Here is a 14,006-nt window from a genome sequence, read left to right as displayed (position 1 = left end):
AGACGTATCCCGGCGGGCTCACTCTCCTACAGGGACACCACCGCCGTCAGCGCCACAGGCCACAGATGCCGGCGACACCGCCTCGGCGGAGCCGACGATCTCCGTGACCGCCTTGGCGAACTCATCCAGGGTCGTCTTCTCGAATATGATCCGCACCGGTATACGGTGGCCCAGCTCCGCGCGGATCCGGCCGACCGCGTTCACCGCGAGCAACGAGTGTCCGCCGCGCTTGAAGAAGTCATCGTGGTCCCCCAGTTCGATGCCGCCGAGAACTTGGGACCACACCCGTCGAACCACCTCCCGCACCGGGTTCCCGGAGGGTGCCGGGCTGTTCGTGGTGCGCACCGTGCTTGTGGCGTGCGTGGCGCGCAAGGCCGCGAGATCTACTTTGCCCCGGTCGGTCATCGGCAACCGGTCCACGAACGTGATCACGTTGGGCACCATGTGGCCCGGCAGCCTGTCCCGCAGGTAGTCGAGGATCTCATCGGTCGACCGCCGGTTCAGCGTGGCCACCACGTACCCGGCGAGTGTCTGGTCCTGGGGCAGGATCACACAGTCCTCGACGTCCGGATGCGTGCGCAGAGCGGACTGGACCTCCCCGATCTCCACCCGGTGTCCGTTGATCTGAACCTGGTCGTCATCCCTGCCGAGGAACTCCAACACGCCCGAAGCGGTCATCCGGACACGGTCTCCGGACCGGAATACTCGGCCCTGGTTCGGCAACCGGACGAAACGCTCCGCCGTGAGCGTGGCATCGCCGAGGTAGCCACGCGCTACGCAGGCGCCGCCGATCAGCAACTCCTCGTCCGGCGAGATATGCAGCTCGGCCCCGGTGACGCCGAGGCCGATCGGCACATCCGGCCCGGTGTCCGTGCCGGCATCGAACTCGTGGTAGGTGACCGCCACGGCCGTTTCGGTCGGTCCGTACCGGTTGAACAGCCGTACCCCGGGCAGTAGTTCGGTGATTCGGCGTGCCACCGAGGTTGGCAGCCGGTCCCCACCGCTGATCAGGTACCGCAGGCCAGTGGCCTTCCGGAATTCCGGCTCATCGAGCAGCAACGGCAGTATCGCCGGGGGGAGCCGGACCGCGGTGATCTCGTGCTCGACGAGTGCGGTGGCGATGGCGAGCGGGTCCAGATGATCGCCCTCGGCGAGTGAGACCACCGTGGCGCCCGCACCGAGTGGCCAGAAGAAGTCGGTCAGCGAGGCGTCGAACGTGTAAGGCGCCACCTGCAACAGCCGGTCGCCCGGCCCGAGCGGTAGTCGTTCGGCGAGCCAGTCCAGGTGGGGCGTGAGGTTACGGTGCTCGACGACCACGCCCTTGGGCGTGCCGGACGATCCGGAGGTGTAGATGACGTACGCGGGATCGTCCGGGGTGCCGACGGTGGGCGCCTCACTTTCGCCTTCCCCGTTCCCGTCCACACCGAGTGTGCGGACACGGTCGTGCCGGAACTGGGCCGCCGTCGCGTCGTGCACCAGCGCTACGGCCGGTGCGCAGTCCGCGAGGATCCGTGCCAGCCGAGGGGCGGGTTCCTGCAGACCGAGCGGCACGAACGCCGCACCCGCCCGCAGCACACCGAGCATGGCGATCGCCATGTCGGCCCCGCGCTCCAGGAAGAGCGCGACCCGCTCGCCAGGGCCGGCTCCCGCCTCGACCAGACGCCTCGCAAGCCGTCCCGACCGCTCGATCAACTCCTGGTAGCTCAGCGGCCGTCCGGCACTGTCAAGCCAGGCCGTGGCCGCCTGCGCCGCATCGAAAACCCTGGTGTGCAACAAGCCGTCGTCCGACATCCTCATCCCCCCGCGGGTGGAGCACTCACCGAGGTTCGATCCGACCACAGTCCGGGGACCGAGTCATCCTGTCGAACGTCAGGGGCGGTCGACAAGCAGCCGCGTATCGCACAGAACGATGTCCCGCCCGAGCCCGGGCTGTAGCATAAAAAGGATGGGGAAATGCCTCAGATGACCGCATGGACGCACCGCGGCCGGGATCTCCGTGCGGGGCCGCGTGCGCTTGCAGACCGGCCTGTGAACAGAGCATCTGCGCAGGTCTCTCACGCCGCGAGATGAGGAGACACCACGCTCATGGACTCCGTGTCGAGTATTCCGCTGTCCGTTGGTCAGGAGGCGATGTGGATCGCCTGGAAAAACGAGCCCGAAGCGCCTGTCCACATTATGCCCACCCCGTTAGAGGTACACGGAACGCTGGATATGCCCCGATTGCGCGCGGCGGTTCACGCGCTGGGCGTGGCTTATCCCCACCTGCGGGGCCGGATTCAGCACACCGCGGACGGGCCGATACTCACCTGGGCCGACGCGCCGCGAATTCCGGTGGCCGAGCGGAACATCTCGCTGGGGCGGGATGAGGCGGTGCGGCAGGCCTGGCAGCGACCCTTCGACCTAACGGCCGGGCCTCTGGCGCGGGTGCACGTTCTGCACGGGCCGGGCTACACCGTTCTGCTGCTGACCGCGCATCACATTGTGTTCGATGAGGCGAGCGTGCCGGTGTTGGCCGACGCGCTGCGCAAGGCTTATGCGGGAGAGCGCCTCCAGACCGCCGACCACAATGGCCCTTTGACCGAGTTCGCCCGCCGGCCGAGGGAATTGGCGGATACGCCGGCAGGCGATGCGCATCGAGCGCGCTGGAGGCGGTTGGACGCGGTGAGCGCGCCGGCCGAGCCCGGGCGGGCCGAGGCTCGGCGAGCGAGCGCCGTGGAGACAAAGCAGCTGCGCCGGATGGCCGCCGTGTGGGAACAGGTGTTGAAGAAGGATGGGATCAAGCCGGATGACTCGTTCTTCACCCTGGGTGGGCATTCCGTCATGGCCGGTGCCCTGGTGAGTGCGGCAGGGGAGCGGTTCGGGGTGCGGATCCCGATCCGGACGCTGTTCGAGCACTCCCGGTTGGGTGAATTCACCGAGCATGTGCTGGGGCTGACGGCGCCTACGGCACCGCTCCCGGATGCCGTATCCCCGGATATTCCCTTGGCGATGACCGCTTTCCAGCGGCGCATCTGGCTGGCCGAGCTGATCGATCCGAGCGTACGCAATCATGTGCCGCTCGCCTGGCGGGTGGAGGGCCGGTTGGACCCCGGCCGGCTGCGCGTGGCGCTGGGTCGACTGGTGGCCGAGCACGAGATACTGCGTACCCGGTTCGTCGATGACGAAGACGGGTTGTCCGTGCGGCTGCGGGAACCGTGGGTGCCGCCGTTGGAACTGCTCGACCTGCGGAACGCCCCCAACGGCATGATGGACTGGCTGGAGGCCGCCCTGCGCGTGCCGTTCGACCTCGAGTCCGGACAGCTGCTACGGGTCGCCCTCGGTGATCTTGGTGATGGCCGGCAGGTGCTGCTGTTCTGCCTGCACCACCTGGTGATCGACGGGGAGTCGATCCCCGTCCTGCTCGCGGAGCTGGACCGTCATTACACAGCTTCGGGCAGGTCGCAACCGGTCGTGCAGTACCGGGAATTCGCCGATTACCAACGGCGGCAGCGGGAGAGCGATTCCTGGAGCACCGATCTGGAGTACTGGGCGTCCACATTGGAGGGAGCGTGCGCGGATACGCCGCTGCCCGCGCCGCGGCAGCCGGAGCCGAACGGGGCGTTCCAGATCCCGTTGCCCGTGGGACTACTGGATTCACTGCGCGCGGTGCAGTCCGAGCACGGCGTCAGTTGGTTCATGGTGGCGGCCACCGCGCTGGCGGTGACCCTGCACCGGTGGACCGGCCTCGACGATGTCACTTTCGGATCTCCGACGGCGAACCGGAATCAGCCCCGATTCGCCGAACTGCTCGGCCCGTGTCTGAACACCGCGGTGCTGCGCTCTCGGGTGACCGCGGACAGCACACTGCTGGACGCACTGCTGCGGATGCGCGGCGAGGCGCTGGGTGCGCTGGAACACCAGGCCGTCCAGTTCGACGACGTGATCACCCGGCTGAATCCGGTCCGGCGGTTCGGGCACACCCCCTATGTGAACGTCACGCTGAACATGAACCTGCTGGACAGCCACGCCGCTGTGCTGGGTGGGACGCGGCTGACGCCGGTGGTGGACGACTCGCTGCGCAGCAACAACGCCAAGTTCGGCCTGACGGTGACCATGGTGCAGCAGGACGGCCAGTTGATCGGTCTGATGGCCTATCGCGGAGATCAGCTCGGCGCCGAACATGCCCGGGAACTGGCCGACGAGCTTGCCGCCTTGCTGGCCCGGTTCCCGAAGGCCCTGAACGAGCCGGTCATGCGTCGTGGCTGAGCCGACGCCGTGAGGGGAGCGCCTCAGTGCTGGCCAGGCAACTCGGTGATGGGGTGTCCGACGACGTTGTGTGGCTGGTACGGCTCTTCGAGGTAGTTGATCTCTTCGTCGTCGAGTTCCACGTCCAGCGCGGCGATGGCGTCTTCGAGATGGCGCATCTTGGTGAAGCCGACGATGGGGGAGGCGATCGTCGGCTTGGAGAGCAGCCACGCCAGCGCGAGCTGTGCCATCGGCAGCTCACGTTTGGCGGCTAGTTGTCCGAGCCGGTCGACGATCTCGCGATCGGTGTCGCAGTACAGCATTTTGCCGAACTCGTCGGTTTCGCTGCGGGCACTGACGCTGTCCCATTTCCTGGTGAGTCGTCCCCTGGCCAGGGGGCTCCAAGGGATGACGGCGACGCCTTGGTCGTCGCACAGGGGCAGCATTTCCCGCTCTTCTTCGCGGTAGATGAGGTTGTAGTGGTTTTGCATGGTGCTGAAACGGGTCCAGCCGTTTCGCTCGGCGACGTACTGGGCTTTGGCGAACTGCCAGGCCCACATCGAAGACGCGCCGATGTGCAGCGCCTTGCCCGCCTTCACCACGTCGTGCAGCGCCTCCATGGTGACCTCGATCGGCGTTGCCGGGTCCCATCGGTGGATCTGGTAAAGGTCGACGTAGTCGGTGCCCAGCCTGCGCAGGCTGTTGTCGATCTCGGCCATGATCGCCTTGCGGGACAGTCCCACGCCGTTGGGTCCGGGGCGCGTTCGCCCGTTGACCTTGGTCGCCAGCACGATCTCGTCGCGGTGGCCGTATTCGCGCAGTATTTGCCCGACGATCTGCTCGCTGCTCCCGGCCGAGTAGACGTTGGCGGTGTCCAGGAAGTTCACGCCGGACTCCAGGGCGTGCAGCACTAACGGCCGTGCTTGGTCGAGGTCCAGGGTCCAGCGGTGGACGCCCTGGCCGGGTGCGCCGAAACTCAGGGCACCCAGGCAAATCCGCGACACGTCCATACCGGTCGAGCCCAGCTTGACGTACTTCAAGTGGTTCCTCCTTGATTGGATCAGTGCCGGAACGACAAACACTTGATGTTGACAAGGGCGCAGACTTCCTCGCAAGTGTTCAGCCGACGCTGGCCGAGAACGCTCACCCAGCTCAAGTGCACACGTGCGGGAAGCCACGAAGTGGAGTCGTGTGGACGCCGCGCCGCAAGTCCGCCGGGAGGACTGCCGGTCGGCGCAACCCGGAGTCGGCCCGGCGGATTCTCGCCGGCTATGCGCCCCGCCGGTGCAGCCGGTCGCCGCCCGCCAGGATCGTGGACGCCAGGGCCTGGGCCGCCGTGTGGGCGGGGCCTCTGCGCTCCCCGTGGACCAGGACGAAGTCGACCTCGCCCAGGTCCGGCAGGCCCGCACGCTCGGGGATCCGGGCGAGGCCCGGAGGGATGAGGCCCCGGGAGTGGGCCATCACGCCGAGGCCGGCGCGGGCCGCCGCGATCAGGCCGTTGAGGCTGCCGCTCGTACAGGTGATGCGCCAGGGCCGACCCTGTCTCTCCAGCGCCTCGAGGGCGCGGGCGCGGGTGATGCCCGGCGGCGGGTAGACGATCAGCGGAACGGGGCGGTCGGGGTCCAGGCGCAGCCGTTCCGTGCCGATCCACACCAGCTTGTCGTGCCGGACCAGCTCGCCGCGCGGATCCTCGGGGCGCCGCTTGGCCAGCACCAGGTCGAGCCGGCCCGCCGCCAGCCGTTCGTGCAGCGTGCCCGACAGCTCGACCGTCAGCTCCAGATCCACCTCCGGATGCTCGTACCGGAAGCCCTCGAGGATCTCCGGCAGCCGGGTGAGCACGAAGTCCTCGGAGGCACCGAACCGCAGCCGGCCGCGTGGCCGGGTCCCGGTGAAGAATGCCGTCGCCTGCCCGTGCACCTCCAGGATGCGCCGTGCGAAGCCGAGCATCGCCTCGCCGTCCTCGGTCAGCTCCACGGAGTGCGTGTCCCGCAGGAAGAGCGGTCGCCCGGTCGCGTCCTCCAGCCGCCGCACGTGCTGGCTCACCGTGGACTGGCGCAGCCCGAGCCGCCGGGCCGCCTGAGTGAAGCTCAGCGTCTGGGCCACGGCGAGGAACGTGCGCAGGTGGGAGGGGTCGTACATGGCTAACCCAGCTTATCGCGGAACGCGATCACAGTAAGAGCGGTATGTGGGATTCCCGATCACCGAGCGATGGAGGAGCATGGAGAGGGCACGACCGTGCCCCGCACCGGACACGATCGTGTACCTGCACCGGACGTACAGCGAAGTAGTGGAGCACTGTGAAACGCCTGCGATGGCCGCGTCGGATGCCCGTCGATCCGTACATCCTCCTGTTGCTGGGGACCGTGGGGCTCGCCGCCCTCGTCCCGGCGCGGGGCACGGCCGCGAGCGTCACCTCCGGTGCCGCCACGGCCGCGATCGCCTTCCTCTTCTTCCTGTACGGGGCCCGGCTCTCGACCCGTGAGGCGGTGGAAGGGCTCCGGCACTGGCGGCTCCATGTCACCGTGCTGGCCTGCACCTTCGTGGTCTTTCCACTGCTGGGTCTGGCGGCGCGCGGCCTGGTGCCGGTCTTCCTGACGCACAACCTCTACACCGGCCTGCTCTTCCTCACCCTCGTCCCCTCCACCATCCAGTCGTCGATCGCGTTCACCTCGATCGCCCGCGGCAACGTGGCCGCCGCGATCTGCGCGGGCTCCTTCTCCTCGCTCGTCGGCGTCGTCGTCACCCCAGTGCTCGCGGCGGCCCTGCTGGGCAACAGCGGCGGCGGGTTCTCCGCGGACTCGCTCGTCAAGATCGTGCTGCAGTTGCTGGTGCCGTTCCTCGCGGGACAAGTGCTGCGACGCTGGATCGGGGGGTTCGTCACCCGGCACAAGAAGGCGCTCGGGCTCGTCGACCGCGGCTCCATCCTGCTCGTCGTCTACACCGCGTTCAGCGAGGGCATGGTGCGCGGCATCTGGCACCAGGTGAGTCCGCTCCGGCTCGGCGGGCTCCTCGTCGTCGAGGCCGCGCTGCTCGCCGTGATGCTGGTGCTGACCTGGTACGGCGGCCGTGCCCTCGGCTTCGGCCGGGAGGACCGGATCGCGATCCAGTTCGCCGGGTCGAAGAAGTCGCTCGCCTCCGGGCTGCCCATGGCGAGCGTCCTGTTCGGCGCACAGGCCTCCCTCGCCGTGCTCCCGCTGATGCTCTTCCACCAGATGCAGCTCATGGTGTGCGCGGTGATCGCCAAGCGCCGCTCCCACGACGTGGACGGCCCGGCGGTCAGCCCGGAGCCGGCCGCGGCGTCACGAACCGCGGTCGGTACGGCGACGCGTTCCGGCTGAGGTTCGCCCACGGCCGGACACCACCGGTCGGCGCCACTCCGGCGGTTCAGGGGCGCAGCACCACCTTGCCGAGGTTGCTCCGCGACGCGATGACCGCATGGGCCTTCGCCGCCTCCTCCAGCGGGAGCTCGGCGTGCACGACGGGCTTCAGCGCGCCCTCGGTGAACAGCCGCCACAGCTCCTGTCGCCACCGCTCGTACAGCTCCGGCTTGCCGCGGGCGATCCGCGCCATCTGGAAGCCGATCACGGACTTGGCGCCCACGAGCAGGTCGTACGCCTGAATGGTCCCGCCGCCCGAGCTGTACGCGACGAGCCTGCCGCCCGGGGCGAGCGCGGCGACGGCCGGGCCGAGCAGGTCGCCGCCCACCGCGTCGAGGGCGTAGTCGACGGGCTCGCCCCATCCCGGGGCGTCGTAGGCGACCACCTCGTCGGCGCCGAGCGCGCGCACGAACTCCGCCTTGCCGGCGCCGGACACGGCCCCGACGACGCGTGACGCCCCGTGCACCCGGGCCAGCTGCACCGCGAGGTGGCCGACCCCGCTCGCCGCCGCCGTGACCAGCGCCGACTCGCCCGGCTCGGGGCGTGCCGCCTGAAGCGCGCCGAGCGCGACCAGCCCACTGCGGACCAGCGCGACGGCGTCGACGGCGCTCGCCTTGCGGGGGACCGGAGAGGCCATGGCCTCGTGCAGGACGGCGAAGTCGGCGTAACCGTGCCCGAAGCACAGTCCCGTCACCCGGTCGCCCGTCCTGAAGCGGGTGACGCCGGCGCCGGTCGCGACCACCTCACCGGCTGTCTCGCCGCCGAGCGGGACCGGCTCGGCGGCCTCGGTGACCTTGCGCACGACGGGGAGGGTCACCCCGACGGCCTCGCAGCGCACGAGGAGTTCACCGGGGCCCGCCTCGGGGACGGGTACCTCCTCCAGGAACAGGGGGCCGCCGGTGGACTCGTACCGGACGCGACGCATCGCACCTCCAGAGGTCATTGGGAACACCAACGGTATCGCAAACTCGTAGGGACTCCCAACGACTTTTCCGCTAGGCTTCGGCCATGGCCGAAGCCCCCCTCCCCGCGATCCGCTCCCTGCCGAGCTGGCTCCTCGGCCGTGCCGCCGCCCGCGGTCGCGCCCTGGTGGCCGAAGCCCTCGCCACCGAGGGCATGAGGATGTGGCACCACGTGGTGCTCTCCGCCGTCCGCGATCTCGCCCCCGTCGCCCAGGCCGACCTCGGCCGCGGCGTCGCACTCGATCCGAAGGACCTGGTCGGCGTCCTCAACGACCTGCAGGCGGCCGGTCTCGTCGTCCGCGAGCCCGATCCCAAGGACCGCCGCAAGAACGCGGTGTCGCTCACCGAGGAGGGTGGCCGGCTGCTGAAGCGCTGTGAGAAGGCGGCCCGCGAGGCGAACGACACGCTGCTCGCCCCGCTCTCCGCGGCCGAACGCGACCAGTTCATGGATCTGTTGATCCGTATTTCCGGTACGGACGGCTGACGGCGGCTAACGTTCCGTCATGACCGCAGCTGACGCACTCGATCCCGCGCGCACCGCCCTCGTACTCGTCGACCTGATGGACCGCATCGTCGCCCTGCCCCTGGAGCCACGCAAGGGCACGGACGTCCTCGCCGCGGCCGAGGGCCTGGCGCACGCCTTCCGCTCGGCCGGCGCTCCCGTCGTCCTCATCCGTGTCGAGCGTCCCGGTGTCGCCGAACAGCCGCCCGGCAGCGGCCTGGTGGGCGGGCTGCTCCGGGACGGTGACCTGGAAGTGGTGAAGCGGACGATCGGCGGCTTCCACGGCACGGGCCTGGACGAGCGGCTGCGCGAACGCGGCATCACCACCCTGGTGTTCGGCGGCATCGCCACCAACCTCGGCGTGGAGTCCACCGCCCGTGCGGCCGCCGACCTCGGCTACGACCTCGTCTTCGTCGAGGACGCCATGGCCGCCTTCACCGCCGCCGAGCACGAGGCGTCGGTCGGGCTGGACTTCCCGCGCCTCGGATCGGTCGTGGCCGCCTCCGAGGTGCGCCTCACCGCCGGCTGACTCCTCAGACCAGCACCCCGCCGCCGTCCACGACCACCACCGAGCCCGTGCTGGAGCCGCCGCGCATCAGATACAAGTACGCCTCCGCCACGTCCTCCGGCGTACCCACCCGCCCGACGGGCAGCGAGGCGGCACCGGACTCGAACAGACCTCGCCGGCCCTCCTCGGGCATGTCCCGCCACAACTCGGTGTGCACCAGGCCCGGGGAGACCACGTTGACCAGGATCGGGGCGAGCTCCAGGGCCAGGGCCCGGGTGAGCGACTCCACCGCCCCGCACGGGCTCGCCGCGACGGTCGTGCCCGGCAGCGGCCGGCGCCCCGCGCTCCCCGTGGTCAGCACCACGGAACCGCCCTTCCGGATCGCGGGCGCACCATGCTTGACCGCCGTGTACGCGCCCCACAGCCGGGTGTCCAGGAACCGCCTGGCCCTCGCCACGTCCGACCCCAGGAAGCCCTCCATCAGCAGCGACTCACCGGCCGTGTGGACCAGGTGGTCGAATAGCTACGGCGACCCCCGCCCCGACGACCTGCCGATCCGCACCATGGAGGAGAAGTTCGAGTGCGTGGCGGGCGGGGCCGGCATCACCCTCGTCCCGGAGTCCGTCGCCCGGCACTACTCGCGCCCGCACATCACCCACGTGCCCGTCCCCGACGCGGCGCGCGACGAGGTGCTGCCGGCCTGGGAGGCCGGCCGCCGCTCCCCGCTGATCCCGGCGATCGCGCAGGTGGCGCGGGAGGTCGGCGGCCGGTGAGCCGCACCGGCCGAAAGCGCCCGTAGGCGAGCGAGCCGAGGAGCACGGCGGGGCCCCGGCGGCGCAGGGGGCGCTCCCCGCCGGCCGGTGCCCCCGCCGCCGTGTCGCGGGGAGGCGGTCAGCCCTGGGTGGCCGCGGCCCGCAGGGCGATGCGGTCCTCGCCCGCGTACACGTTCATGGAACTGCCCCGCAGAAAGCCCACCAGGGTCAGCCCGGCCTCCGCGGCCAGGTCCACGGCCAGCGAGGAGGGCGCCGAGACCGCCGCGAGGACCGGGATGCCCGCCATCACGGCCTTCTGCGCCAGCTCGAAGGAGGCCCGGCCCGACACCAGCAGGATCGCGCGGGACAGCGGCAGGTCCCCGTTCTGCAGGGCGCGGCCGACCAGTTTGTCCACCGCGTTGTGCCGGCCCACGTCCTCCCGGACGTCGAGCAGCTCGCCGTCCTCGGCGAACAGGGCCGCCGCGTGCAGGCCCCCGGTCCGGTCGAAGACCCGCTGGGCCGCGCGCAGCCGGTCCGGGAGGCTCGCCAGCAGTTCCGGCTCCACCCGCACCGGGGGCTTGTCCGCGATCGGCCAGCGCGCCGTCGTACGGACCGCGTCCAGGCTGGCCTTGCCGCACAGGCCGCAGGAGGAGGTGGTGTAGACGTTGCGCTCCAGCGTGATGTCCGGGATCACGACACCGGGCGCGGTCTTCACGTCGACCACGTTGTACGTGTTCGAACCGTCCACCGTCGCGCCCGCGCAGTACACGATGTTCTGCAGGTCGTCGGCGGCGCCCAGCACACCCTCACTCACCAGGAAGCCCGCCGCCAGCGCGAAGTCGTCACCAGGCGTACGCATGGTGATCGCCAGCGGCTTGCCGTTGAGCCGGATCTCCAGCGGCTCCTCGGCCACCAGCGTGTCCGGGCGGGTGGAGACCGCCCCGTCCCGGATGCGGATCACCTTGCGTCGTTCCGTGACTCGTCCCATGTCCTGATCAGCCCCGGTTCTGTACGTGCTGGTAGCCGAAACGGCCCTTGATGCAGAGGTTGCCGTGGGTCACCGGGTTGTCGTGCGGTGAGGTGACCTTCACGATCTCATTGTCCTGCACGTGCAGGGTGAGGTTGCAGCCCACACCGCAGTACGCGCACACGGTCGTCGTCCGCGTCTGCGCCGACTCGTCCCACGTACCCGCCGCGCGCATGTCGAACTCCGACCTGAACGACAGCGCCCCCGTCGGGCACACCTCGATGCAGTTGCCGCAGTACACGCACGCCGAGTCGGTCAGTGGTGCGTCGTGCTCCACGGCGATCCGGGCGTCGAAGCCGCGCCCGGAGACGGAGATCGCGAAGGTGTTCTGCCACTGCTCGCCGCAGGCGTCGACGCACTTGTAGCAGAGGATGCATTTGCCGTAGTCGCGTACATACAGGTCGTTGTCGATCCTCGGCTGCTCCTCGACGCGGGCCGCGTCCGGGCCGAAGCGATCCGGCTTCGCGTCGTACTCCTTGATCCACTCGGCGGCCTTCGGCGTCGTCGACAGGTCCACCGAGGACGCGAGCAGTTCGAGCACGACCCTCCGGCTGTGCCGGATGCGCTCGGTGTCGGTGCGCACCTCCATGCCCGGCTCGGCCTTCCGCGAGCAGGCCGGGACGAGGGTCCGGGCGCCCTCCACCTCGACCACGCAGACACGGCAGGCGTTCTTCGGGGTGAGCGTGTCGCCCTGGCAGAGGGTCGGGACGTCCTTCCCGGCGGCCCGGCACGCATCCAGGATCGTCGACCCCTCGGACACCCTGGCCTCCTGCCCGTCGAGAGTGAACTCGACGAGCCTGCGCGGCACCCCCAGCGGTATCGCGGTCATGCGTACGCCCCCAGACGGTCGATGGCGGATTCCACGGCGTTCCACGCGGTCTGCCCCAGACCGCAGATCGAGGCGTCCCGCATCGCGCGGCCGATCTCCCGGAGCAGGGCGATGTCGTCGGCGGCGTCGACGCCCGTGCGCTCCACGATCCGCTGCAACGCCTCCTGCTGGCGCACGGTCCCGACCCGGCACGGCACGCACTGCCCGCACGACTCCTCGCGGAAGAACTGCGCGATGCGCAGCAGCAGCCGGGGGAGCGGCACGGTGTCGTCGAAGACCATGACGACGCCCGAACCGAGCGTCGTGCCCGCCTGCCGTGTGCCTTCGAAGGTGAGCGGGATGTCCAGCTCGTCGGGGCGCACGAAACCGCCCGCAGCGCCGCCGAGCAGCACCGCGCGCAACCGCTCCCGGGCCCCCGCGAGCGCCAGCAGTTCGCCGAGCGTCGCGCCGAACGGAAGCTCGTAGACGCCCGGCCGTTCCACGCTGCCCGACACACAGAACAGTTTCGGCCCGGTGGACTGCTCCGTGCCGATCGCCGCGTAGGCGGACGCGCCCATCGTGAGGATCGGCAGCACGTTCACCAGGGTCTCGACGTTGTTCTCCACGGTCGGTCCGCCGAACAGGCCCTTCTCCACGGGGAACGGCGGCTTCGAGCGCGGCTCGCCCCGGTACCCCTCGATCGAGTTGAACAGGGCCGTCTCCTCCCCGCAGATGTAGGCGCCCGCGCCCCGCCTGATCTCGATGTCGAAGGCGTATCCCTGTCCGAGGACGTCGTCGCCGAGCAGGCCCCGCGCGCGTGCCTGCGCGAGCGCGTGCTCCAGGCGGCGCAGCGCCCGCGGGTACTCGCCGCGCAGATACAGATGGCCCCGGTGGGCCCCGATCGCGTACCCCGCGATCGTCATCGCCTCGACGAGCGCGTACGGGTCGCCCTCCATGAGCACCCGGTCCTTGAAGGTGCCCGGCTCGGATTCGTCGGCGTTGCAGACCAGGTGGTGCGGGTGGTCGGGCTGGGACGCGGTGGCCTGCCACTTGCGGCCGGTGGGGAAGGCGGCGCCACCACGCCCGAGCAGACCCGAGTCGGTGACCTCGCGGATCACCCCGGCGGGACCGAGCTCGAACGCCCGGCGCAGGGCCTGGAATCCGCCGTGGGCGCGGTAGTCGTCCAGGGAGGACGGATCGACGACGCCGACCCGGCGCAGCAGCAGCAACGACGGGTCTCCGACCTGGGGCACCGCCGTCGCCGCCGCCGGCTCCTGCGGTGCCGAGTCGGGCGCGCCGGCGGCCAGGACGGCCCCCTCCACCGTCGTCGGCGCCGACACCGCCGTACGCACCGGGTCGCCGGCCCTGATCGCGAGCGCCGCAGGGGCGCGTTCGCACAGGCCCAGGCACGGGCTGCGCTCGACCGAGACACCGCTGCCGGGTCCGAGCCGGGACTCGATGCCATCGCACAGACCGGGCGCCCCGGCGGCCGTGCACGCGAGGTCCGTGCAGACGTGCACAACGGTCGCCGGGCGCGGCCTGACCGAGAACATCGAATAGAAGGTGACCACCCCGTACGCCTCGGCCGGCGGCACGGTCAGCCGCCGGCACAGGTAGTCCAGGCCGCCCTCGCTGATCCAGCCGACCCGGTCGTTGAGCGCGTGCAGCCCCGGCAACAGCAGGTCGCGGCGGTCCCGGGCCGCGCGCCCGCCGCGGGCCCACCTCAGGTCGGCACCCGTACGGTCGGCCCCCTCCCACGAGGACTCCGGCGGGCCCAACAGGGCGTCGACGGCCGCCCGTTCCTCGTCCGTCGGCTTGCTGTCACCGAAGTGCAGGTCCACTTGCG

13 protein-coding genes are annotated in these 14,006 nt (G+C 70.4%); 5 read left to right on the top strand and 8 right to left on the bottom strand.

What is annotated here, in order from left to right; all coding sequences use genetic code 11:
• Positions 1-18: 18 nt before the first annotated feature.
• Positions 19-1,791, bottom strand: coding sequence for an amino acid adenylation domain-containing protein (locus tag ACFYZJ_RS28660; protein WP_388572644.1), 1,773 nt, complete (start codon positions 1,789-1,791; stop codon positions 19-21).
• 294 nt (positions 1,792-2,085) lie between these two features.
• Between ACFYZJ_RS28660 and ACFYZJ_RS28655 the strand changes: the two genes are divergently transcribed.
• Entirely contained in the window at positions 2,086-4,245 is a 2,160-nt protein-coding gene (locus ACFYZJ_RS28655) for a condensation domain-containing protein (protein ID WP_388572642.1), read from the top strand.
• Between the two features lie 23 nt (positions 4,246-4,268).
• Here ACFYZJ_RS28655 and ACFYZJ_RS28650 read toward each other — a convergent pair whose 3' ends face one another.
• A complete protein-coding gene (locus ACFYZJ_RS28650) occupies positions 4,269-5,264 on the bottom strand; it encodes an aldo/keto reductase (protein ID WP_388572640.1) in 996 nt (331 codons plus the stop codon).
• Between the two features lie 229 nt (positions 5,265-5,493).
• A complete protein-coding gene (locus ACFYZJ_RS28645; protein WP_388572638.1) occupies positions 5,494-6,363 on the bottom strand; it encodes a LysR substrate-binding domain-containing protein in 870 nt (289 codons plus the stop codon).
• A gap of 185 nt (positions 6,364-6,548) precedes the next feature.
• Between ACFYZJ_RS28645 and ACFYZJ_RS28640 the strand changes: the two genes are divergently transcribed.
• The gene (locus ACFYZJ_RS28640; protein WP_388572636.1) at positions 6,549-7,562 is read left to right on the top strand and encodes a bile acid:sodium symporter family protein; all 1,014 of its coding nucleotides are present in this window, start codon (positions 6,549-6,551) and stop codon (positions 7,560-7,562) included.
• A 46-nt stretch (positions 7,563-7,608) separates the two neighbouring features.
• Here ACFYZJ_RS28640 and ACFYZJ_RS28635 read toward each other — a convergent pair whose 3' ends face one another.
• Positions 7,609-8,526, bottom strand: coding sequence for a zinc-binding alcohol dehydrogenase family protein (locus ACFYZJ_RS28635; protein ID WP_388572634.1), 918 nt, complete (start codon positions 8,524-8,526; stop codon positions 7,609-7,611).
• 83 nt (positions 8,527-8,609) lie between these two features.
• Between ACFYZJ_RS28635 and ACFYZJ_RS28630 the strand changes: the two genes are divergently transcribed.
• Both ACFYZJ_RS28630 and ACFYZJ_RS28625 read left to right on the top strand, forming a co-directional pair.
• A complete protein-coding gene (locus ACFYZJ_RS28630; RefSeq protein WP_388572632.1) occupies positions 8,610-9,047 on the top strand; it encodes a MarR family winged helix-turn-helix transcriptional regulator in 438 nt (145 codons plus the stop codon).
• A gap of 19 nt (positions 9,048-9,066) precedes the next feature.
• Positions 9,067-9,594, top strand: coding sequence for an isochorismatase family protein (locus ACFYZJ_RS28625; RefSeq protein WP_388572630.1), 528 nt, complete (start codon positions 9,067-9,069; stop codon positions 9,592-9,594).
• 4 nt (positions 9,595-9,598) lie between these two features.
• On the opposite strand, the gene ACFYZJ_RS28620 is transcribed toward ACFYZJ_RS28625, so the two are convergent.
• Positions 9,599-10,054 carry an SDR family oxidoreductase gene (locus ACFYZJ_RS28620; protein ID WP_388572628.1) on the bottom strand — a complete coding sequence of 152 codons (456 nt, stop codon included), beginning with the start codon at positions 10,052-10,054 and terminating at the stop codon, positions 9,599-9,601.
• Between the two features lie 19 nt (positions 10,055-10,073).
• Between ACFYZJ_RS28620 and ACFYZJ_RS28615 the strand changes: the two genes are divergently transcribed.
• Positions 10,074-10,346 (top strand): LysR substrate-binding domain-containing protein, encoded by a 273-nt coding sequence (locus ACFYZJ_RS28615; protein WP_388572626.1) that lies wholly within the window; start codon positions 10,074-10,076, stop codon positions 10,344-10,346.
• Between the two features lie 118 nt (positions 10,347-10,464).
• On the opposite strand, the gene fdhD is transcribed toward ACFYZJ_RS28615, so the two are convergent.
• From fdhD to ACFYZJ_RS28600, 3 genes are read right to left on the bottom strand one after another with little or no spacing between them, the layout of a single operon-like run.
• Entirely contained in the window at positions 10,465-11,313 is an 849-nt protein-coding gene (fdhD, locus tag ACFYZJ_RS28610; RefSeq protein WP_388572624.1) for a formate dehydrogenase accessory sulfurtransferase FdhD, read from the bottom strand.
• 7 nt (positions 11,314-11,320) lie between these two features.
• On the bottom strand, positions 11,321-12,181 hold the full coding sequence (locus ACFYZJ_RS28605; protein ID WP_388572622.1) for a 2Fe-2S iron-sulfur cluster-binding protein: 861 nt from the start codon (positions 12,179-12,181) through the stop codon (positions 11,321-11,323).
• Positions 12,178-14,001, bottom strand: a complete 1,824-nt coding sequence (locus ACFYZJ_RS28600; RefSeq protein WP_388572857.1) for an NADH-ubiquinone oxidoreductase-F iron-sulfur binding region domain-containing protein — start codon at positions 13,999-14,001, stop codon at positions 12,178-12,180. Before ACFYZJ_RS28600 ends, ACFYZJ_RS28605 begins: the two co-directional genes overlap by 4 nt.
• Positions 14,002-14,006 lie beyond the last annotated feature (5 nt).

Origin of the sequence: Streptomyces sp. NPDC001848 (assembly GCF_042891915.1) — a bacterium.
Lineage (GTDB): Bacteria > Actinomycetota > Actinomycetes > Streptomycetales > Streptomycetaceae > Streptomyces.
Note: the sequence above shows the minus strand (reverse complement) of the source record. Positions and strands in the feature narration are given on the sequence as shown.

Bases quoted from the DNA above. Each gene is read 5' to 3' on its own strand.
- ACFYZJ_RS28640 (WP_388572636.1), top strand. From the start codon at position 6,549: ATGCCCGTCGATCCGTACATCCTCCTGTTGCTGGGGACCGTGGGGCTC.
- fdhD (WP_388572624.1), bottom strand. From the start codon at position 11,313: ATGGGACGAGTCACGGAACGACGCAAGGTGATCCGCATCCGGGACGGG.
- ACFYZJ_RS28620 (WP_388572628.1), bottom strand. From the start codon at position 10,054: ATGGAGGGCTTCCTGGGGTCGGACGTGGCGAGGGCCAGGCGGTTCCTG.
- ACFYZJ_RS28625 (WP_388572630.1), top strand. From the start codon at position 9,067: ATGACCGCAGCTGACGCACTCGATCCCGCGCGCACCGCCCTCGTACTC.
- ACFYZJ_RS28645 (WP_388572638.1), bottom strand. From the start codon at position 6,363: ATGTACGACCCCTCCCACCTGCGCACGTTCCTCGCCGTGGCCCAGACG.
- ACFYZJ_RS28630 (WP_388572632.1), top strand. From the start codon at position 8,610: ATGGCCGAAGCCCCCCTCCCCGCGATCCGCTCCCTGCCGAGCTGGCTC.
- ACFYZJ_RS28660 (WP_388572644.1), bottom strand. From the start codon at position 1,791: ATGTCGGACGACGGCTTGTTGCACACCAGGGTTTTCGATGCGGCGCAG.
- ACFYZJ_RS28605 (WP_388572622.1), bottom strand. From the start codon at position 12,181: ATGACCGCGATACCGCTGGGGGTGCCGCGCAGGCTCGTCGAGTTCACT.
- ACFYZJ_RS28635 (WP_388572634.1), bottom strand. From the start codon at position 8,526: ATGCGTCGCGTCCGGTACGAGTCCACCGGCGGCCCCCTGTTCCTGGAG.
- ACFYZJ_RS28655 (WP_388572642.1), top strand. From the start codon at position 2,086: ATGGACTCCGTGTCGAGTATTCCGCTGTCCGTTGGTCAGGAGGCGATG.